This is a genomic window from Dyella halodurans (genome assembly GCF_026283925.1).
Lineage (GTDB): Bacteria > Pseudomonadota > Gammaproteobacteria > Xanthomonadales > Rhodanobacteraceae > Dyella > Dyella halodurans.
The window spans coordinates 1-19,449 of sequence record NZ_JAPDPF010000017.1 but is presented as its reverse complement, the minus strand read 5'-3'; the positions used below and the strand labels follow the sequence as shown (position 1 = coordinate 19,449).

General features: G+C 65.8%; 17 protein-coding genes and 1 pseudogene. 8 read left to right on the top strand and 10 right to left on the bottom strand.

Annotation, left to right across the window (positions count from 1 at the left end):
• Together OUZ49_RS20725 and OUZ49_RS20720 are read right to left on the bottom strand one after the other, a co-directional pair.
• Positions 1-223 (bottom strand): annotated as a pseudogene (locus OUZ49_RS20725) (hypothetical protein); the annotation flags it as partial.
• A gap of 49 nt (positions 224-272) precedes the next feature.
• Entirely contained in the window at positions 273-1,043 is a 771-nt protein-coding gene (locus OUZ49_RS20720) for a c-type cytochrome (protein WP_266152526.1), read from the bottom strand.
• Positions 1,044-1,159: 116 nt separating this feature from the next.
• Between OUZ49_RS20720 and yihA the strand changes: the two genes are divergently transcribed.
• A complete protein-coding gene (yihA, locus tag OUZ49_RS20715) occupies positions 1,160-1,795 on the top strand; it encodes a ribosome biogenesis GTP-binding protein YihA/YsxC (protein WP_266152527.1) in 636 nt (211 codons plus the stop codon).
• 98 nt (positions 1,796-1,893) lie between these two features.
• On the opposite strand, the gene OUZ49_RS20710 is transcribed toward yihA, so the two are convergent.
• Positions 1,894-2,385 carry a GAF domain-containing protein gene (locus OUZ49_RS20710; protein WP_266152525.1) on the bottom strand — a complete coding sequence of 164 codons (492 nt, stop codon included), beginning with the start codon at positions 2,383-2,385 and terminating at the stop codon, positions 1,894-1,896.
• Positions 2,386-2,505: 120 nt separating this feature from the next.
• Between OUZ49_RS20710 and bioD the strand changes: the two genes are divergently transcribed.
• The 3 genes from bioD to dcp all read left to right on the top strand — a co-directional run bounded on the left by bioD (position 2,506) and on the right by dcp (position 5,951).
• Complete coding sequence (gene bioD / locus OUZ49_RS20705) at positions 2,506-3,177, top strand: dethiobiotin synthase (RefSeq protein WP_266152524.1); 672 nt, start codon at positions 2,506-2,508, stop codon at positions 3,175-3,177.
• Between the two features lie 54 nt (positions 3,178-3,231).
• Positions 3,232-3,582 (top strand): hypothetical protein, encoded by a 351-nt coding sequence (locus OUZ49_RS20700; RefSeq protein ID WP_266152523.1) that lies wholly within the window; start codon positions 3,232-3,234, stop codon positions 3,580-3,582.
• A gap of 155 nt (positions 3,583-3,737) precedes the next feature.
• Positions 3,738-5,951, top strand: coding sequence for a peptidyl-dipeptidase Dcp (dcp, locus tag OUZ49_RS20695; protein WP_266152521.1), 2,214 nt, complete (start codon positions 3,738-3,740; stop codon positions 5,949-5,951).
• Between the two features lie 97 nt (positions 5,952-6,048).
• On the opposite strand, the gene OUZ49_RS20690 is transcribed toward dcp, so the two are convergent.
• From OUZ49_RS20690 to OUZ49_RS20660, 7 genes are all read right to left on the bottom strand, one after another.
• Positions 6,049-7,416 carry a glutamate--cysteine ligase gene (locus OUZ49_RS20690; RefSeq protein ID WP_266152519.1) on the bottom strand — a complete coding sequence of 456 codons (1,368 nt, stop codon included), beginning with the start codon at positions 7,414-7,416 and terminating at the stop codon, positions 6,049-6,051.
• 79 nt (positions 7,417-7,495) lie between these two features.
• Entirely contained in the window at positions 7,496-8,953 is a 1,458-nt protein-coding gene (locus OUZ49_RS20685) for a sensor histidine kinase (RefSeq protein ID WP_266152518.1), read from the bottom strand.
• Positions 8,946-9,611 carry a response regulator gene (locus OUZ49_RS20680; protein WP_266152517.1) on the bottom strand — a complete coding sequence of 222 codons (666 nt, stop codon included), beginning with the start codon at positions 9,609-9,611 and terminating at the stop codon, positions 8,946-8,948. The genes OUZ49_RS20685 and OUZ49_RS20680 overlap by 8 nt, the downstream gene beginning before the upstream one ends.
• A gap of 174 nt (positions 9,612-9,785) precedes the next feature.
• Entirely contained in the window at positions 9,786-10,709 is a 924-nt protein-coding gene (grxD, locus tag OUZ49_RS20675) for a Grx4 family monothiol glutaredoxin (protein ID WP_266152516.1), read from the bottom strand.
• Positions 10,710-10,926: 217 nt separating this feature from the next.
• On the bottom strand, positions 10,927-11,784 hold the full coding sequence (locus OUZ49_RS20670) for a UDP-2,3-diacylglucosamine diphosphatase (protein WP_266152515.1): 858 nt from the start codon (positions 11,782-11,784) through the stop codon (positions 10,927-10,929).
• 116 nt (positions 11,785-11,900) lie between these two features.
• Positions 11,901-12,521 carry an SGNH/GDSL hydrolase family protein gene (locus tag OUZ49_RS20665; protein ID WP_266152514.1) on the bottom strand — a complete coding sequence of 207 codons (621 nt, stop codon included), beginning with the start codon at positions 12,519-12,521 and terminating at the stop codon, positions 11,901-11,903.
• Positions 12,514-13,755, bottom strand: a complete 1,242-nt coding sequence (locus OUZ49_RS20660) for an aminotransferase class I/II-fold pyridoxal phosphate-dependent enzyme (protein ID WP_266152513.1) — start codon at positions 13,753-13,755, stop codon at positions 12,514-12,516. Before OUZ49_RS20660 ends, OUZ49_RS20665 begins: the two co-directional genes overlap by 8 nt.
• Positions 13,756-13,906: 151 nt before the next feature.
• On the opposite strand from OUZ49_RS20660, the gene rsgA reads away from it, so the two are divergent.
• From rsgA to OUZ49_RS20640, 4 genes are all read left to right on the top strand, one after another.
• Positions 13,907-14,965, top strand: coding sequence for a ribosome small subunit-dependent GTPase A (rsgA, locus tag OUZ49_RS20655; protein WP_266152512.1), 1,059 nt, complete (start codon positions 13,907-13,909; stop codon positions 14,963-14,965).
• Positions 14,966-15,039: 74 nt separating this feature from the next.
• A complete protein-coding gene (locus OUZ49_RS20650) occupies positions 15,040-15,519 on the top strand; it encodes a hypothetical protein (RefSeq protein ID WP_266152511.1) in 480 nt (159 codons plus the stop codon).
• Complete coding sequence (locus OUZ49_RS20645; protein WP_266152510.1) at positions 15,516-16,790, top strand: peptidase MATCAP family protein; 1,275 nt, start codon at positions 15,516-15,518, stop codon at positions 16,788-16,790. Before OUZ49_RS20650 ends, OUZ49_RS20645 begins: the two co-directional genes overlap by 4 nt.
• Positions 16,791-16,942: 152 nt before the next feature.
• A complete protein-coding gene (locus tag OUZ49_RS20640; protein ID WP_266152509.1) occupies positions 16,943-19,234 on the top strand; it encodes an NADP-dependent malic enzyme in 2,292 nt (763 codons plus the stop codon).
• Positions 19,235-19,449: the final 215 nt, after the last annotated feature.

Below are 19,449 nucleotides of genomic sequence, written 5' to 3'. Positions count from 1 at the left end.
CCTGGGCGGTGGTGCTGGCGGCGGCCGGAGCAGCCGTGCCGGTGGTGGCGGGCGCGGCGGCGGTCGCAGCTGCCGGCGGCTGTGCGGCGGGCGCCGTAGCGGCCGGAGCCGGCTGCGACGCCGAGCCGGCGTTGTCGTTGTTGTTGCTGCAGGCGGCGAGCGCGAGCAGGGCGAGACACAGGAACGACAGACGCTTCAGCATGGTGGTCCTCGGTACAAACATTGCGGTGGCTCGGAACGAACACGCCGGCCAGAGGCCGGCGTGTCAGCAATCACTTGGCGGCAGCGGCGCCCGAAGCGCCGGCGTCTTCGGCAGCATGGAGGCCTTCGACATAACTGGCCAGGGCGGCCATGTCCTTGGCGTCCAGCTTCTTGGCAATGCCCGGCATGATCTGGGCGTGCGCGTCAGTGCCCCAGGTGGTGCCGTCGTGCCAGGCCTTCAGCGTCGCTTCGATGTACTGGGCGTGCTGGCTGGTCAGCTGCGGATACATGGCACCCGGATTGCCGCGGCCATCGATGCTGTGGCAGGCCATGCAGGCGGGAATGCCGCGGGCGGCGTCGCCTTCGCGGTAAAGCTTCTGGCCCTGTTCGACCAGCGCCTGGTCGGCAACGCCCGGCAGCGAACGCTTGGTGGCGAAGAAGGCGCCGACGTCACGCATGTCCTGCTCGGACAGCGGCGTGGCCATGCCCAGCATGATCGGGTTCTGGCGCGCGCCACCCTTGAAGTTGGTGAGCTGGCGAACGATGTACGACTCGTGCTGGCCGGCCAGTTTCGGGTATTGCGGATCGCTGGAATTGCCATCCATGCCATGGCAGGCACCACATACGGCGGCCTTGGCGGCACCCGCGGTGGCGTCACCCGGCTTGAGGGTGGCAGTGGCTTCAGCGGCTGGCGCGGCGGCTGCGGCAGGCTGGGCGGCCGTGGCAGCGGCGGCCGGTGCTTTGGCTTCCTGGGCGAAAACCACGCTGGAAGACAGCGTGAAGGCGAGGGCTACGGCATATCCAACAATAGCGGGCCGATAACCGGCGGGCCGAAAACTCATACACTTGTCTCCAGAAAAACTGCTAGGGCTGCACGGTACGCGCAAACCGCACGCCCGCAACTGGCAGAAACCTCGGAATTATCTCCGTGCCATCTTAGCCGGTCAAACCATTGTCCATATCAAATCCATTGCAGGGCGCCCAGTTCGTGCTGGCCGCCCACCGAATCTCTCAGCTTCCTGCCGACCACGGTGGCGAGGTGGCGTTTGCCGGCCGCTCCAACGCCGGCAAGTCCAGTGCCTTGAACGCGCTGACGGGGCACCGCGGGCTGGCCCGCACCTCCAAGACGCCAGGCCGCACCCAGCAGATGGTGGCGTTCTCGCTGCCGCCGCTGGTGCAGGGCGAAGGTCAGCCGCCCCTGCAGGTGCGGCTGATCGACCTGCCTGGCTATGGCTACGCGAAAGTGCCGCCCGAGCTGCGCGACCACTGGAAACAGGAGATCGACGCCTATCTGCACCAGCGCCGCAGCCTGCGCGGCATCGTGCTGATCGCCGACATTCGCCATCCGCTCAAGGAATTCGACCGGATGATGCTGGAGTTCTGCTTCGCCACCCATCTGCCCTGCCATGTGCTGCTGACCAAGGCCGACAAGCTTTCGCGGGGACCCGCGATGGCGGCGTTGGCGAGCTTGCGCAAGGAGTTGGCCGCATCGGGGACGCAGGCCACGGCGCAGGTGTTTTCTTCTTCTGCGCCGACCGGCGTGGATGAGGCGCGTGCGACGGTGATGAGCCTGCTCAATACGCCCCGGGAGTAGTTTCGGCGGCACCCGTGAGCTGTGGCGCCTGTCTTTGCTCGTCATCCCTTCGGCTGCTGAGAGCCGCCGGGATGACGTTTCTAGACGCTACGCGCTACTCACCGGTTCATGCTCTCCATGAACACCTGGCACAGCGCCTCCATGCCGGCGCGGTCTTCATCGTCGAAGCGTGCGATGACCGGGCTGTCCACGTCCCACACGCCAAACAGGCTGCCGTCCGCGCGTACGAGCGGCACGACGATTTCAGACTGCGAGGCGGCGTCGCAGGCGATATGGCCGTCGAAGGCATTGACGTCACGCACCAGCTGGGTCGTGCGCGTCTGCGCCGCGGTGCCGCAGACGCCGCGCCCGAGCGCAATGCGGATGCACGCCGGCTTGCCCTGGAACGGGCCGACCACCAGCTCGGTGCCGTCATAGAGGTAAAACCCGCTCCAGTTCAGCTCGGGCAGGCTGTGATAGACCAGGGCGGCAAAGTTGGCGGCATTGGCGATCCTGTCCGGCTCGCCCGCGAGCAGGCCGCGCGCCTGGCTGCACAGATCCTCGTAGTGCTCTCGCTTGCTGGCATAAGCCTGGGTCTTCACTTCGTACATGGGCATCGGCCTCGACGACAAAGCCCGTATTATGCGCCGGCGTGGTTTGGCCCGCGTCATGGACCGGCGCAGCGGCCGGGCCGATCCCGTTTCCTCGACACCAACTAAGGTGGTGTGAGCATGTCGACGTTCTTTATCGCCGGTACCGATACCGGCGTGGGCAAGACCCATGCGACCTGCGCGTTGCTGCATGCCTTGCGTGCCAGAGACCTCACCGCCTGCGGCATGAAGCCGGTCGCCAGCGGCTGCTTCGACACGGCCGAAGGCCTGCGCAACGACGATGCGCTGGCGCTGCAGGCGGCCAGCAGCGCGCCCATGCCTTACGAATGGGTCAATCCGCTGGCCTTGCGCGAGCCCGTGTCGCCCCATCTGGCGGCGGCCCATGCCGGCGTGGAAATTGGCCTCGCGCCATTGCGCGACGCGTTCGAGCGGCTGCGTGCCGTGCACGACGCCGTACTGGTCGAGGGCGTTGGCGGCTGGCTGGTGCCGCTGTCGCGCGGCTTGATGGCGTCGGACATCGCGCGGCAATGGCAGTTGCCGGTGGTCCTGGTGGTCGGGCTGCGCCTGGGTTGCCTCAACCATGCCCTGCTCAGCGCCCGCGCGATCGCCACCGACGGCTGCCGGCTGGTGGGCTGGATCGGCAATCGTATCGACCCGGACATGGCCGCCGTGGACGAGAACATCGCCACCTTGCGCCAACTGCTGCCTGCGCCGTGCCTCGGCGTCTTGCCGCATGGTGCGACACCGCAGGCGGCAGCATCCCGGCTCGATCTCACGCTGATCTTGGAGTGAAATCCACCCGGTGCACGCTTGCCTGCAAAGGCGATCTGCGAGGAGACAACCGTCATGGCGATACGCAGCCACTACTATCTTTCGATTGCCGATCTTGCGCACGCGCGGGGCCCCTTGCCGGCGCTGAGCTACGACGGGGCCGGGCCTGACGATTTTGCGGCCGCGCTGCGCGATGCGCTGCGCACCTCTGGATTGTTTGAGCGCTGGCGCGCCTTGCAGGACGACCCGGACGAGGTCGATCCGGCGCTCGCCGGCATTGATCCTGCGGCGCAAGTAAGTGCGCGCGTGAGCGATCTGCGCATCGACGTGGACCTGATTACGGATCTGCCGATGAGCATCGTGCGGCATCGCCTGAACTTGCTGATTGGGCCGAATTGGCAGTTGCGTGACATGCGCGCCGCATGAACTTGGAGCCTGCGCGATCCCTTCGCGTGGTCCATGCCGGAATTTCCAGCAGGCCCTTACTTCCTGCCCTTGGACGTCGGGGCAGGCTGTGGTTACAGTCAAAGTTTGTCGTTCACCGCGTCCGAAGCCCAGGGCGCACTACTTGGGGATCCCCGATGCTCCGTCTTCGCACACTTGTGATTGCCACTTCCCTTGCGCTTGGCGCCTGCTCGCAGCAGTCGAACGAGCCGGCCAAGTCGGCCCAGCAGCCCGCTCCGGCCAGCACGGCGCCGGCCAAGGCCGCCACGGCCGCCACGCCGGGCGCCGAGTTCAGCGCCACCAATCCTTTCTACGCCCCGAGCACGCTGCCGTTCCAGGCGCCGCCGTTCGACAAGATCAAGGATGGCGACTACCAGCCGGCGTTCGAGGAAGGCATGAAGCAGCACCTGGTCGAGATCGCCAAGATCGCCGACAACCCGGAGCCGCCGACCTTCGACAACACCTTTGTGCCGATGGAGAAGTCGGGCGCGCTGCTGACCCGCACCATGCGGGCATTCGACGCGGTAAGTGGCGCGAACACGAACGAGACCCTGCAAAAGGTGCAGGAGGCGATGGCGCCCGAGTTCGCCGCGCACCAGGACGCTATCGTGATGAACGACAAGCTGTTCGCGCGCGTCGAGACGATCTACAACAATCGCGACACGCTCCAGCTTGATCCGGAATCCAAGCGCCTGGTCGAGGTGGTCTACAAGAACTTCGTGCACGGCGGCGCCAAGCTGTCCGCGGACGACAAGGCCAAGCTGAAGGACCTCAACAAGGAAGAGTCCACCCTCAGCACCCAGTTCACCAACAAACTGCTCGCCGCCACCAAGGCCGGCGCCCTGGTGGTGGACGACAAGAGCAAGCTCGACGGCCTGTCCGACAGCGATCTGGCCGTTGCGGCGCAGGCAGCCCAGGGCCGCAAGCTCGACGGCAAGTGGGTGATCCCGTTGCAGAACACCACGCAGCAGCCGGCCTTGCAGAACCTCAACAACCGCGACACGCGCGAGGCGCTGTTCAAGTCCTCCTGGAACCGTGCCGAGAAGGGTGACGCCAATGACACGCGCGAGCTGATTGCGCGCATCGCGCAGATCCGCGCGCAGCAGGGCAAGTTGCTCGGCTTCCCCAACTACGCGGCGTGGAAGCTGGAAGACCAGATGGCCAAGACGCCGGAAGCGGCGCTCAAGTTCATGAACAACCTGGCGCCGGCGGCGACTGCGCGCGCCGAGCGCGAGGCCAAGGACATCCAGGCCGTGATCGACCAGCAGAACGGCGGCTTCAAGGTCGAGGCATGGGACTGGAACCATTACGCCGAACAGGTGCGCAAGGCCAAGTACGACCTCGACGAGTCGCAGATCAAGCCGTATTTCGAGCTGGACAACGTGCTGCAGAACGGCGTGTTCTTCGCCGCCAACCAGCTCTACGGCCTGACCTTCAAGGAGCGCAAGGACATTCCGGTGTGGCAGCCTGACGTGCGCGTGTTCGAAGTGTTCGACAAGGACGGCACCTCGATGGCGCTGTTCTATTGCGACTACTTCAAGCGCGACAACAAGAATGGCGGCGCCTGGATGAGCAACCTGGTCGACCAGTCCAAGCTGCTGGGCACCAAGCCGGTGATCTTCAACGTGGCCAACTTCACCAAGCCGGCCCCGGGCGAGCCGGCCCTGCTGTCGTTCGACGACGTCATTACCATGTTCCACGAGTTCGGCCACGGCCTGCACGGCATCCTCGCCAACTCGCAGTACCCGACCCTGTCGGGCACCTCGACGGCGCGGGACTTCGTGGAATTCCCCTCGCAGTTCAACGAGCACTGGGCGACCGACCCGAAGATCTTCGCCAACTTCGCCAAGAACTATAAGACCGGCGAGCCGATGCCGCAGGCACTGGTGGACAAGATCAAGAAGGCGGCCACCTTCAACAAGGGCTACGACATGACCGAGCTGGTCGGTGCCGCCCTGCTCGACATGAGCTGGCATAGCCTCGGTGCGGACGAGCCGAAGCAGGATCCGAACAAGTTCGAGATGGATGCGCTGACCAAGGCGAAGATCAACCTCAGCTATGTGCCGCCGCGTTACCGCTCCAGCTATTTCCAGCATATCTGGGGTAACGGTTATGCCGCCGGCTACTACGCCTACCTGTGGACCGAAATGCTATCGGACGATGCGTTCCAGTGGTTCAAGGAACACGGTGGCCTGACCCGCGAGAACGGCGATCGCTTCCGCGCGATGATCCTGTCGCAGGGCAATACGGTCGAGCTGGGTCAGCTGTACCGCGACTGGCGCGGCAAGGATCCGAGCATCGAGCCGATGCTGATCAACCGTGGCCTGAAGGAAGCGCCGAAGGCGAAGTGATTCTTGCACCATCTGAAATGAGAAAAGGCCGGCATCGCCGGCCTTTTCTTTTGGCTCCCCCCGTGCGGGGCAGTAGCGCAGAGGCGACGCCGCTGACTCAGTAAGCGAACTCGCGGAAGACCGGATCGACGCTGCCGTTCCAGGGGCCATGGAACAGCTCCAGCTTGCGCTCGGCCGGCGTCTGGTTGCTCTCGACGATTTCGATCATCGGCTCGAGGAAGATGCTCTCGTCGGCGCCATGCTTGTTGAGGCGCGCACGGCGCTTGAGGCCATGCGAGGCGATCTTGAGCGTTTCGGCCGCGAGTTCGCGCACGCTGTGCTGGCGGAACGGCAGCTTGAGCGCCTGCTTCGGCACGCCGTCGCGCAGGGCGTGGCGCTCCTCGCGGCTGAAGTCCTTGACCAGGTCCCACGCGGCATTCAAGGCGTCGTCGTCATAAAGCAGGCCGACCCACAAGGCGGGCAGGGCGCACAGTCGGTTCCATGGGCCGCCGTCGGCGCCACGCATTTCCAGGTATTGCTTGAGGCGCACTTCCGGAAAGGCCGTGGTGAGATGGTCGGCCCAGTCCTTCATGGTCGCGCGCGTACCGGGCAGGGCCGGCAGCTCGCCCGCCATGAAGCGCTTGAAGTCCTGGCCGGAAAGATCGACGTAGTGGCCGTCCTGGTAGCTGAAGTACATCGGCACGTCGAGCATGTAGTCCACGTAGCGCTCGTAGCCGAAGCTGTCCTCGAACACGAAGTCGAGCATGCCGGTACGATTCGGGTCGGTGTCTTCCCATACGTGCGAGCGATACGACAGGTAGCCGTTTGGACGGCCTTCCGTGAACGGAGAGTCCGCAAACAGCGCAGTGGCGATCGGTTGCAGCGCGAGGCTGGTGCGGAACTTGCGCACCATGTCGGCCTCGCTGGAGAAATCCAGGTTCACCTGCACCGTGCAGGTGCGCGTCATCATGTCCAGGCCGAGGTTGCCGACCTTGGGCATGTACTCGCGCATGATCTTGTAGCGGCCCTTGGGCATCCACGGCATCTCGTCGCGGCGCCACTTCGGCTGGAAACCCATGCCGAGGAAGCCGATGCCGAGGTCGTCCGCGATGGAGCGCACCTCGGCCAGATGCGAATTGACCTCGCAACAGGTCTGGTGGATGGACTCCAGCGGGGCGCCGGAGAGCTCCAGCTGGCCGGCGGGCTCCAACGTGATCGAGGCCTTGTCGCGCGACAGCGCTACCGGGTTGTCCCCTTCGCGCGCGACATCCCAGCCGTAGCGGGTGGCCAGGGTTTCCAGCAAGCGCCGAATGCCGCGATCGCCGTCGAAGGTGGGCGGGCGCAGGCTGTCGGTCAGGAAACCGAATTTTTCGTGCTCGGTGCCAATGCGCCAGGCATCGCGTGGTTTTTCCCCCGCAGCCAGGTAATCAGTCAGCTGCTGGCGGTTGCCGATGGGCGTGCTCTTCACGGCACTGGGTATGGACACGGGGAACTCCTGTAGAGGCTGCCCTCACTTTGGGGGTGCCGGAGTGAAATTCAAAGTGCCTCAGCCCACGCAGTTTGTTTTAGCTGCTGGCCGGAAAGTCGATGCGCATGCGCGTGCCCTGGCCGGTACTGCCATCGAGGATGCTCAATTGGGCGCCATGAACCCGCGCCACCTCATCGACGATCGACAGGCCCAGGCCGCAGCCATCGTCCGTGCTGCCAGCGCCTCGATAGAAACGCTCACGAACACGGGCACGCTCGCCGGCTGGAATACCGGTTCCGCTGTCATCCACTTCTAGGAAAGCCTGTCCGTCATTGGCCCCGCAACGAACCGTCACATGGCCGCCGGCGGGCGTATGGCGAATCGCGTTGTCGATCAGGTTGATCAGCAGCTCGTGCAGCAACCAGTACACGCCGGTGACCTGGACGTGCTGGCAATCGGCTCCCAGGTCGATGCCGTGGGCCAAGGCACGGTCGAGCGAGCTCTCGATCACTTCGCCGATCAGGTGGGGCAATTCGATCGAGGTGTAGTGGCTGGCCCGATGTGCCGATGGTTCGGCACGCGCCAGCGTCAGCAGCTGGTTGGCGGTATGGGCAAGCCGGTCCACGCCACCATGCAGCAGGGCAATGCGCTCCTCCAGCGGGCTGCCGGCGGTTTCGCGGCCGAGTACTTCCAGTTGGGCCTTGAGGCCGGTCAATGGGGTGCGCAACTGGTGAGCCGCGTTGGCCATGAAGTGCTGCTGCGACAGCACGGAATTGCGCACCGTGCCCAGTAAGGTGTTGAGTGACTCCACCACCGGCCGCACTTCGCTGGGAACTTCGTCGGTGGAAAGCGGCGTCAACGCCTGCGCCGGGCGGTTGGCGATCTGCCGACTCAGGCGTTGCAGGGGGCGCAGCGAAATGCGGATGCCGATCAGGGCGATGATCAACACCGCCGCCATCTGCACGGTGTCATTGAGGCCGAACGAGACATCCATGCGATGGACTGCGCGGTCGCGGCGCGCCGGCGTCTCCGCCACAGTAACGATGACCGCTTCACCGTCTTCTACGGTGCGGTAGCTGGCCAGGCGCATCACCTCGCCCTGAAACGTGATGTCGGCGAAGCTAAAGCCATCCGCCGCCTTGTCGTCGGGCGGGGCCAGCGGCAGCTCCGGCGTACCCGCCAGGGAACGTCCGTCGGGAAGGCTCACCCGATAGAAAAATACGTCGCCACCCATCCCGCGCAAGGTGGGCGACGGACCCTCGCCATGCATCGACTTCGGTGGCGGCGGCAGTGGCTCGGCGTTGGCGAACGGTCGGGGTGCCGGTGGCGGATGTTCAGGCGAGGACATCGCAAGCTGGCCATCGGGCCCGCGATGGATGCGCGCAACGATCGCCAGTGCGGCGCGCGACAAGGCGCGGTCGAAGGCGCTATGGATGGGGCTGACGATCATGCTGTGATCGACCGCGACGCCAGCCACCAGCAACAGCAACAGCGGCGCCAGCATGTACCTCAGCAGGCGCCGGTGAATGCTGATCGGACGCTTGCGCTCAGGCATCTTCGAGGCGGTAGCCCAGCCCGCGAATGCCACGCACGGTAGCCGCGTTGCCCAGCTTGCTGCGCAGGCGCGACACGTGGACCTCGATGGCGTTACCGGAAATGTCTTCGCTCCAACCGGTAATCGCCTGGGTCAGGCGTTCCTTGCTCACCACCTTGCCGCTGTGATGAGCCAGGCATTCGAGGATGGACCACTCGCGTCGCGTGAGTTCCAGCACGTCACCGGTGGTGTTGAGTGCACGACGGCCCGCCAGATCGATGCGCAGGCCGCCAATCGCGATTTCATTGGCAGCGGCGGCGGTGGCGCGGCGGATCAGGGCGCGGCAACGCGCAGCCAGCTCAGGCAGGGCGAACGGCTTGACCAGATAGTCATCGGCGCCCAGGTCGAGGGCATTGATGCGGTCGTCCAGGCCGTCGCGTGCGGTCACGATCAGCAGCGGCAGTGGATTGCCACTACGGCGCAGGCGTCGCACCAGGGACAGCCCGTCTTCCCCTGGCAGGCCCAGGTCGACGATGGCGAGGTCGTAGTGGGTATCGGCCAGCCGCCCGGAAACCGCTTCGGCGTCGGCTACGGCATCAACCACGTAGCCACTGGTAACCAGGCCGCGGGTAATGGCATCGGATACCAGGGAATCGTCTTCGACAAGCAGAATTCGCATACGGCATACAAGCGTGGAAGTTCGCGCATGTTACCAGTAGCACATGACAGGGCACAGGCTTCTACGGCAGGCGCAATAAGTTGCGCAAGGGGAGGGTTCAGCACCGTCCCGACCGCCAGAAAAACGCCCGCTAGGCGGGCGTTTTTCAGCTCGTACAGTCAGTTGCCGCAACGATCAGTAGCGCGGCACCGACGAGTCGATCTCACGGGCCCATGCGTCCATGCCGCCCTCGACGTTGTAAACCTTGGTGAAGCCATGGGCGGCGAAGCGCTCGGCCACGCCGCGGCTGGATACGCCGTGGTGGCAGATGAAGGCGATCGGCGCGTCCTTGGGCAGGGCGGCCAGCGTCTCGTAACCCTCCTCCTCCAACACACGGGCTTGCGCCAGCGGGGCGGCCTGCGCACGGCCCTGGGCCGGGCGCACGTCGACCAGGGTGAGGTCACCGGCGGCCAGGCGGGCCTTCAGCTCCTGCACGGTCAGCGAACCGATCTCCTGCGCACCCGGGAATTTCAGGCTCAGGCCTTCGCCCTGCACGGTGGACACCCAGTCGATCACGATGCCCTTGGCGCGCTGGGCGCTGCCCGGGTCGAAGTGCACTTCGATGCCGTTGGAGCTGACCACGATGTCGTGGTCGCTGGCCGGTGCCAGCTGGAAGCCGGCGCTATGGTCCGGGCCGATCTCCAGGTGCAGCGCCAGGCCCTGCGCGTTGGCCGTGCCCTGGCGGATGGCCTCGGCGGCCTTGTCGGTGATGGTGATCTCCGGCGGCGTGCGATCCGGCGCGGCCGCGCCAAACAGCTGGTGCAGCTCGCCGCTGGCGTACATCTGGCGAATGATGTCGGCGCCGCCGACCAGCTCGCCGCCCACATAAAGCTGCGGAATGGTCGGCCAGTCACCGTAAGCCTTGATGCCCTCACGGATTTCCGGGTCTTCCAGCACGTTGACCGTGTGGTAGTCCGGCAGCAACTCGTTCAGCGTGTTGGTGGCGGCAGCGGAGAAGCCGCACATCGGCTGATTCCGGGTGCCTTTCATGAACAGCACCACGCGGTGGTTCTGCAACAGGGATTCGATACGTTCGCGGGTGGCGCTGTCGAGGGACATGGGGGACTCCGGCAAAGAAGGCTGATTGTACCCCGTGGATATGCCGGCTGTTTTGGCGGTTGCAAGGCAGGGGAAGAGGGGCGAAGGGCGAGGGCGCGAGCTCGTGCGCGCTCGCATAACCTCGTGTCTGGGTGCGCAAGGGTTTTCTCGCAGGCTGGAAAGCTGGCCTCAGTGGTTCGGTGCTGGCGCCCTCACTACTCGCCCCTCGTCCGTATTCTCAAGCAGCCGGCCGCAACTCGCCCAGGTCCAACCGGCTGCGCGTCAGCGGCGCCAGCGCCAGCGCGGCGGCCGGGGACGGCAGCACCAGCTCGCGGCTGGCCCGTCCCAGCGGGGCGAATTGCTCGCTCCAGTGGATCAGCTCCATCGCGCCCGAGTGGTCTTCCACCAGGACGGTGCAGTGCTCCACCCAATCGCCATCGTTGAGATAGAGCACGCCGCCCATGTCGCGCACGTGGCCAAAGTGGATGTGCCCGCAAATATGGCCGTCGAAACCGCGTTCGCGTGCATCGCTGGCGACGCGCTCCTCATAGGCTCGGATATAGGCCAGCGCCTTGCCGATATGCGATTTCACGATGATCGACAGCGGCAGGTAGGGCAGTTCCAGCCGGCGGCGCATGGCGTGCACGCGGCGGTTGGTCCAGCAGATGAAGCGGTGCATCACTTCCCCCAGGTGCACCATCCATGTGCGCCCGATCTGCTCCGGATCAAATTCGTCGCCGTGGCTGACGCGGTAGCGGCGTCCGTCGGCAGCTTCGTGCACGGCATCCAGCTCGATCTGCACGCCACCGAAGCGCTGCCCGGCGAGGCCGCGCATGGGGGCGTCGTGATTGCCCGGGATATAAATGACGTCGACGCCGCGCCGTGCCAGATCCAGCACCTCGGCAATCACGGCGCCGTGGTCCGCATGCCACCAATGGCGGCGCGCCAGCGCCTCCATGTCGATGATGTCGCCCACCAGGTAGAGCTTCTCGCAGCGCAACTTGCGCAGGAAATCGAGCAGGTAGCCGGCCTTGCAGTCAGGCGTGCCCAGGTGCACGTCCGAGATGAAGGCGCTGCGGCAGTGGAAGTTCGCCATGGCAATCTCTCCCGGTGGTTACCGGGACGCCAGCGTGCCTGCGGCAGGTCACCGCGTGATGGCGAAATGGTTGCAGAAGGATTTCCGCCCGCCCGATGGGGTGATCGGGGCGGGCGTTATGGGGTCAGGATATAGCGCGATACGGGCAGGGCGGTCTGCGCCCACAACGTGTACTGCGCTGCGGACGGGTGCAGCCCGTCGTCGGCGAGCAGGTCGGGATGGCGCCGCGAGATGTCGGTGATATCGACCCAGTACGCGCCCCGACGCTGTGCCTCATCGCGGGCAATCGCGTTATAGACATCCAGCTCGTCGCCGATGCGCATCACGTTGCGGCCACTTTGCCGCGCAAACGGGGTGACGCCCCAGTCGGGTATCGACAGCACCAGCACGTGCCTGGCGCGGTCCCCGGCCAAGGCGATGGCGCGTTCCAGCATGCGCTGGAACTCGTTGCGATAGTCGTCGGCGCTGCGTCCGCGGTACTGGTTGTTCACGCCGATCAGCAGGCTGACCAGCTCGTAAGGTGGCGCGAAGGTGGTGCTGTCCATCGCCGCCGCCAGCTCGTCGGTAGTCCAGCCGGTGGTGGCGATGATGGTCGGGTCGGCGAGTGCGATGCCTTCATCGCGCAGGCGCGCGGCGAGCTGCACAGGCCAGCGGCCAGGCTCCGGCACGCCTTCGCCAATCGAATACGAGTCGCCGAGGGCCAGATAGCGCAGCACGTCGGCGTCGGCCTCAGGCAATCGCGGCGCGTGGCTTCTGTGCGGCAGCCATGCCCACCAGGACGCGCTCGATGCGCACGAAGACCTCGCGAATCTGCTCCGGCGGCGGCAGCAAGGTAAGGCGCAGGTGGCGGCTGTGCGGCACGTTGAAGCTGCTGCCCGGCACGACCAGCACGGACTCTTCCTCCAGCAGCCGCAGGGCAAAGGCGTTGTCGTCGAAATCAGCAAGGCGATCGCTACGTACACGCGGGAAGGCGTAAAGCGCGCCCGACGGCGACACGATGTCGAGGAACTCGCTGGCGGCCACGCCATCGAGTACCTCGCGGCGCGCCTCGTGCAGGCGACCGCCGGCCGTCGTCAGCGCATGGATGGTGGGTGCACTTTGCAGCGCCGGTCGTACCGCCCATTGCGCGGTGACGTTCGCGCACAGGCGCAGCGCGGCCAGCAGCTGCAAGGCATCGCGATAATCGGTGGTGCGCGACGGATCACCGGACAAGCTCATCCAGCCCACGCGATAACCGCAGGCGCGATGCACCTTGCTCAAGCCGCCGAAGCTGACACAGGGCAGGTCGCCGGCGACCGCGGCCAGCGGCTGGAACGGCACGCCGTCGTAAAGGATCTCGTCGTAGATCTCATCGCTGAGCAGCAGCAGTCGGTGCCGTGCGGCCACGGCGACGATGCGTTCCAGCAGCTCGCGCGGATACACGGCGCCGGTGGGATTGTTCGGGTTGATCAACACCAGGGCGCGCGTGCGTGGCGTTATCAGTGCTTCGATCTCGTCCGGATCGGGCAGGTGGCCGTTTTCGGCCAGGCAGCGGTAATAGCGTGGCTTGCCATCGTTGAGGATGGTGGCGGCGCTCCACAGCGGGTAGTCCGGGCTGGGCAGCAGCACTTCGTCGCCTGGCTGCAACAGCGCGCGCAGGCTCAGGTCGATCAGTTCGCTGACGCCGTTGCCGATGAAGACGCGTTCCACTTCCACGCCATGGGCACCGCGATGGCGCTGCTGTGCGGCGATCGCCTCGCGCGCCTCCTCCAGGCCCTGCTCGTGGCCGTAGGCCTCGCTGTCATGCAGGTGGCGCGCAATCGCTTCGCGCAAATGCGCCGGCGTGTCGAAACCGTAGCGGCCCGGGTTGCCGATATTCAGCTTGATGATCGGCAGCCCGGCTGCCTCCAGCTCGCGCGATCGCCGGGTGAGTGCGCCACGGATTTCATAGCGCACGTCCGCCAGGTGCGCACTGGGTTTGATCGAGGCCAACGCAAGCGTCCTTCATTCTTCGTTGTTGCCAGCGCCGGGCGCCGGAGTGGTGTTTGCATGCTAGCAGCGTACGGACCCCAGCGGGGAGCCGAAAAACGACGAAAAACGGCGCAGTGTCGGGCTTCTCGCGGGCAGGGCATAATCACGCCCCATGACGGAAGCCGACATCATTGAGCGACTGCGCCGTATCGGTTGGCGCGGGGACACCTTGCCAGCGGACGGCCGACGGCTGGCCCGCGTGGTGGCACAGCACCGTGCCGGGTACGAGCTGCATGACGGCGAGACCCTGTTCGGCGCCCAGCCGGCGGGCCATTACCTCAAGCGCACCATGGATCCGGCGGAGCGTCCGGCGGTGGGCGATTTCGTCGAGGTCGAGGCCGGCAAGCCCCCGCATATCGTCACCGTGCACCCGCGCCGTACGGTGTTGTCGCGCGCTGCGGCGGGCGAGCGCTACGAGCGCCAGATCATCGCCACCAATATCGACTACGTGCTGGTGCTCACCGGCCTGGATGGGGACTTCAACCCCGCCCGCATCGAGCGCTATCTCTCGCTGACCGAGGGTTCCGGCGCCCAGCCGGTGGTGCTGTTGAGCAAGCTCGATACCCGCGATGACGCCGACGAACTGCTGGCCGTGTTGCGCGCGCGCCTGCCCGAAGGCACGCCGATCCACGCCATCAATGGCAAGGATCCGGCCAATGTAGCGCTGCTGGCACGCTATCTGCGGCCGGGCGATAGCGCCGTGCTCGTGGGTTCTTCCGGCGCCGGCAAGTCCACGCTCACCAATACGCTGCTGGGCAGCGAGAAGATGGCGACCAAGGCCGTGCGCAGCCACGACAGCCGTGGCCGCCACACCACCACGTATCGCGCCCTGCTGCAGCTGCCCAGCGGCGGCTGCCTGATCGACACCCCGGGCATGCGCGAGCTCAAGCTGACCGGCGAGGAAAACCTCGACCTGTTCGCCGATATCGACGCCTTGGCCGAGCAGTGCCGATTCGCCGACTGCGGGCATGGCAGCGAGCCTGGTTGCGCCGTCCAGGCGGCGCTGGATAGCGGCGATCTATCGGCCGAGCGCTGGCGCAACTACCTGAAACTGCGCGACGAACGCGAGGAGCAGGCGGCCACCCTCGAGGCCCGGCTGCGCCGCCAGCGCGGCGGTCGCCCGGTGGGGCGCCTGCATGGCAGCCATCGCGATACCCGTGAGCGCGAGTAGCGCCGCCAGCGGACGCTTGCGGCGATAGGCCCCGGAGGCACTACTATCGGGTTGTCTTGGTCTGGGGTGCGGGCATGCAGCGGCTTTCGTCGCCTTCCACGTTTTTCTATAAGCGGGTCTTCCCCGTGTTCTGGTTCGGTTTTCTGGGCATCTTCCTGTTGACCTCGGTGGGATTGGGGCGCGCGCCGCAACGAGTGGACGTGACGCCTTTCCTGATCGGCCCAGCGGTCATGGCCGTGTTCGGTTTCGTGCTGATGCGCAAGCTGGTGTTCGACCTGGTCGATGAAGTCTGGCTGGAAGGCGACTACCTGCTGATCAAGAGTCGTGGCGAGTCGTCCCGCATCCCCTTGCGTGACGTGATCAACGTCAATGCCACCAGCATGACCAACCCGCGCCGGGTCACCCTGATGCTGCGTACCGAGTCTGCGCGCTGGGGCAAGGAAATCACCTTCATGCCGAACAGTCCGCGCGGCATATTCAGCGCCTTCAAGAGCGACCCGGTCGCCGCCGATCTGATCCAACGGATCGATGCCCTACGCCAGAGATCCACATGAGTGTGAACCCCGCCAACGTAGCCCCCGAACTGCGGCGCTACGCCGAGCTGGACCAGCGCCTGCTGGCAGCGGTCAAGGGCATGCGGATCCTGACCACCGTATCGTGGCCTGCCTCACTGGAAGACCGCATGATCGCGGCGTACAGCAAGGGCCAGTTCTCCCTGCCCGAGGTGACTTACCAGCGGCCGGATCTTTCGGCGGAGCGTGCGGAACTGGCCAGGATCGAACACGAGGCCGGTTACGAAGACCCGATGGGCGAATACCTGTCGCGCACGGCGGAGTCCTGGCGCATCGCGGCGGAAATGCTCGAGGCGGTGGGTACCAGCGGCGTCACGGCGCCGTCGATCGTGCTGTATGGGCGACCGGGCGACGCCATTCCCGGCAGTGATCGCAGCAATCTGGACGCCGCCCGCTATTTCGTGGAGTTGTCCGACGAACTGGGTTCGGACCTGCTGGCGGACGACATCAGCGTGAGTATCCCCGCCGACACGCTGCGCGACGATCTGGCCCACACGCTGGATGACTTTTTCGGCGCGGGCGTGATCGCCGTGGAAGTGGACCCCGAGCTCACCGCCAAGGCCGCAGCAGGTGCGACACGCATCCGCCTGCGCGGGGGTACCTGCTTCAACGAGTACGATCGTCATCAGCTGCTGGCGCACGAGGCCTTCGTGCATTCGCTGACCGCGCTGAATGGCCGCGCGCAACCCGTGCTGGCTTCACTGGGGCGCACCTCGCCGCGGGTGACGGCCACCCAGGAAGGGCTGGCCGTGTTCGCCGAACTGATGTCGGGCGCCATCGACATCGCGCGGCTCAAGCGCATCAGCCTGCGCATCCTCGCCATCGACATGGCCTTGAGTGGTGCCGATTTCGTCGAGGTCTACCGATTCTTCTGCAGTCGCGGACAGAGTCCGGCCGACAGCTTCCATTCGGCGCAGCGCGTCTTTCGCGGCGTGCCGGTGACGGGCGGCGCGGCATTTGCCAAGGACAATGTCTACCTGTCCGGGCTGCTCGCCGTGCATACGTTTTTCCGCTGGGCGCTCAAGCAACGGCGCATGGACATGCTGCGGCATTTGTTCGCCGGCAAGCTGGCGCTGCATGACGTGATCACGCTGGAACCGCACTTCGAGTCCGGCGCCATCCTGTCGCCGCGCTGGTTGCCGCCGTGGATGCAGCATGTGCACGGCCTCGCCGGCAAGCTGGCGTTCTCGTTGTTCGTCAATCGCATCCACATGGGCAAGGTGCAGGCGGAGACGATTTCACTCAGCCTTTAGGCCGGTATCTGTAGGGAGAAGCGGCCCCGCTGGGTGAACGATGACCTCGCCATGCGTGCGCGCATCGTCGGGCTGGCCTGTCCGCCGGTGTTACCATTCAGCCTTGCCGCTGGCCGGCCCCCCATCCCCCATCACCTCAGTCCTCGCATCCCATGGCACTCACTGAAGAACTTCGTCTAGCTGCGCTCGAGTACCACCGCCTTCCGCGCCCGGGCAAGATCAAGGTCTCCGCGACCAAGCCCATGGTGACCCAGCGCGACCTCGCCCTGGCTTATTCGCCCGGCGTGGCCTATGCCTGCGAAGCAATCGTCGAGGACCCCAATGCCGCCAGCGAAATGACCGCGCGTGGCAACCTGGTGGCAGTGATCACCAACGGTACCGCCGTGCTGGGCCTGGGCGACATCGGCCCGCTCGCCGGCAAGCCGGTGATGGAAGGCAAGGGCGTGCTGTTCCAGAAGTTCGCCGGCATCGACGTGTTCGACATCGAGATCAACGAGCGCGACCCAGACAAGCTGGTCGACATCATCGCCTCGCTGGAGCCGACCTTCGGCGGCATCAACCTGGAAGACATCAAGGCGCCGGAGTGCTTCATCGTCGAGCGCAAGCTGCGCGAGCGCATGAAGATCCCGGTCTTCCACGATGACCAGCATGGCACCGCCATCATCGTCGGCGCCGCCGTGCTCAACGCGCTGGAAGTGGTCGGCAAGAAGATCGAGGACGTGAAGCTGGCGACCACCGGCGTCGGCGCGGCCGGCATCGCCTGCCTGGACATGCTGGTGGCGCTGGGCGTGAAGCCCGAGCACATCCTGGCCTACGACCGTGAGGGCGTGCTGTACACCGGCCGCGACCACATGGACCCGGACAAGCAGCGCTACGCACGCGCCACCGACAAGCGCACCCTGGCCGAGATCGTCGACGGCGCCGATATCTTCCTTGGCCTTTCCGCCGGCGGCATCCTCAAGCCCGAGATGGTCGCCAGCATGGCGGAGCGCCCGATCATCCTGGCGCTGGCCAACCCGAACCCAGAAATCTCGCCCGAAGACGCCAAGAAGGTGCGTCCGGACTGCATCATCGCCACCGGCCGCTCGGATTATCCGAACCAGGTCAACAACGCGTTGTGCTTCCCGTACATCTTCCGCGGTGCGCTCGATGTCGGCGCTACCGGCATCAACGAGGCGATGAAGCTCGCCTGCGTGCGCGCGATTGCCCAGCTCGCCCGCATGGAAGCCGGCGACCTCGCCAGCGCCTATGGCGGTGATATTCCGACCTTCGGTCCGGACTACCTGATCCCGCGTCCGTTCGATCCGCGCCTGCTGGTGATGCTGGCGCCGGCGGTGGCGCTGGCGGCGATGGACTCCGGCGTGGCCACCCGTCCGATCACGGACATGGAGGCCTACCTTGAGAAGCTCGGCCAGTTCATCTACCGCACCGGCCTGTTGATGAAGCCGGTGTACGAGCGCGCCCGCGCCGACCGCAAGCGCGTGGTCTACGCCGAGGGCGAGGAAGAGACCGTGCTGCGAGCGGTGCAGACGGTGATCGACGAGCGCCTGGCGTTCCCGATCCTGATCGGCCGCCCGGAAGTGATCGAGGCGCGCATCGAGCGCCTGGGCCTGCGCATGCGCGTAGGCGTCGATTTCGAACTCACCAATATCAACGACGATCCGCGGTTCAACGACTACTGGCAGCAATACCACGCGCTGACCGAGCGTCGCGGCGTGACGCCGGCGGCTGCGAAGAACCTGCTGCGCTCGCGTCCCACCTTGATTGCCTCGCTGATGGTCGAACGTGGTGAAGCGGACGCGATGATCAGCGGCCTGGTCGGTCGCTTCCACAAGAAGCTGGGCTATATGCGCAGCGTGTTCGGCCTGGACCCGGGCGTGCAGTGCACCTCGGCCATGACCGGCGTGATCAACGACCAGGGCGCGTGGTTCTTCCTCGACACGCACGTGCAATGCGACCCCACCGCCGAGCAGATCGCCGAAGCGACCATGCAGGCGACCTACCGCCTGAAGCTGTTCGGCATCGAGCCGAAGGTGGCGATTCTTTCGCACTCGAACTACGGCAGCCACGACAATCCGAGCGCGGCGAAAATGCGCAAGGTGCGCGAGATCCTGATGGCGCGCATGCCCAAGCTCAACATGGATGGCGAGATGCAGGCCGACACCGCCTGGGACGAAGCCTTGCGTCACCGCATTTTCCCCAATACGACCTTGATGGGGCGCGCCAACCTGTTCGTGATGCCGAACCTCGACGCCGCCAACATCACCTACAACATGGTGCGCGTGATGACCGATGGCGTGGCGATCGGGCCGATCCTGATGGGCATCAACAAGCCGGCGCATATCCTTACCCCGGCAGCGACGCCGCGCCGCGTGGTCAACATGACCGCGATTGCGGCGGTGGATGCGCAGATTCGCGCGGCGCAGGGTGAGAAGCGCAGCTGATCGGTTTTGCTTAAGCGCAAGTGTGTTTGAAACGGGCCCTTGTGGCCCGTTACTCTTTGGGAGAAGGCAGGGGGGAACGCGCACCCTGGCTCCTTCTCCCCTCCGGGGAGAAGGCTGGGATGAGGGGCGGGTGCTCGCGGTAGCGCGACAACTGAGCGTGGCTGCGAGGGTGCCGCTTACGCAGCGGGCGTTTCGACTGCCTGCCGGCAGCCGAG

What these genes read in the sequence shown, in the direction of transcription:
- dcp (WP_266152521.1), top strand. Translation starts at nt 3,738, where the DNA reads ATGCTCCGTCTTCGCACACTTGTGATTGCCACTTCCCTTGCGCTTGGC.
- OUZ49_RS20650 (WP_266152511.1), top strand. Translation starts at nt 15,040, where the DNA reads ATGCAGCGGCTTTCGTCGCCTTCCACGTTTTTCTATAAGCGGGTCTTC.
- OUZ49_RS20645 (WP_266152510.1), top strand. Translation starts at nt 15,516, where the DNA reads ATGAGTGTGAACCCCGCCAACGTAGCCCCCGAACTGCGGCGCTACGCC.
- OUZ49_RS20640 (WP_266152509.1), top strand. Translation starts at nt 16,943, where the DNA reads ATGGCACTCACTGAAGAACTTCGTCTAGCTGCGCTCGAGTACCACCGC.
- OUZ49_RS20685 (WP_266152518.1), bottom strand. Translation starts at nt 8,953, where the DNA reads ATGCCTGAGCGCAAGCGTCCGATCAGCATTCACCGGCGCCTGCTGAGG.
- OUZ49_RS20710 (WP_266152525.1), bottom strand. Translation starts at nt 2,385, where the DNA reads ATGTACGAAGTGAAGACCCAGGCTTATGCCAGCAAGCGAGAGCACTAC.
- OUZ49_RS20700 (WP_266152523.1), top strand. Translation starts at nt 3,232, where the DNA reads ATGGCGATACGCAGCCACTACTATCTTTCGATTGCCGATCTTGCGCAC.
- OUZ49_RS20670 (WP_266152515.1), bottom strand. Translation starts at nt 11,784, where the DNA reads ATGGCGAACTTCCACTGCCGCAGCGCCTTCATCTCGGACGTGCACCTG.
- rsgA (WP_266152512.1), top strand. Translation starts at nt 13,907, where the DNA reads ATGACGGAAGCCGACATCATTGAGCGACTGCGCCGTATCGGTTGGCGC.
- OUZ49_RS20680 (WP_266152517.1), bottom strand. Translation starts at nt 9,611, where the DNA reads ATGCGAATTCTGCTTGTCGAAGACGATTCCCTGGTATCCGATGCCATT.
- grxD (WP_266152516.1), bottom strand. Translation starts at nt 10,709, where the DNA reads ATGTCCCTCGACAGCGCCACCCGCGAACGTATCGAATCCCTGTTGCAG.
- OUZ49_RS20720 (WP_266152526.1), bottom strand. Translation starts at nt 1,043, where the DNA reads ATGAGTTTTCGGCCCGCCGGTTATCGGCCCGCTATTGTTGGATATGCC.
- bioD (WP_266152524.1), top strand. Translation starts at nt 2,506, where the DNA reads ATGTCGACGTTCTTTATCGCCGGTACCGATACCGGCGTGGGCAAGACC.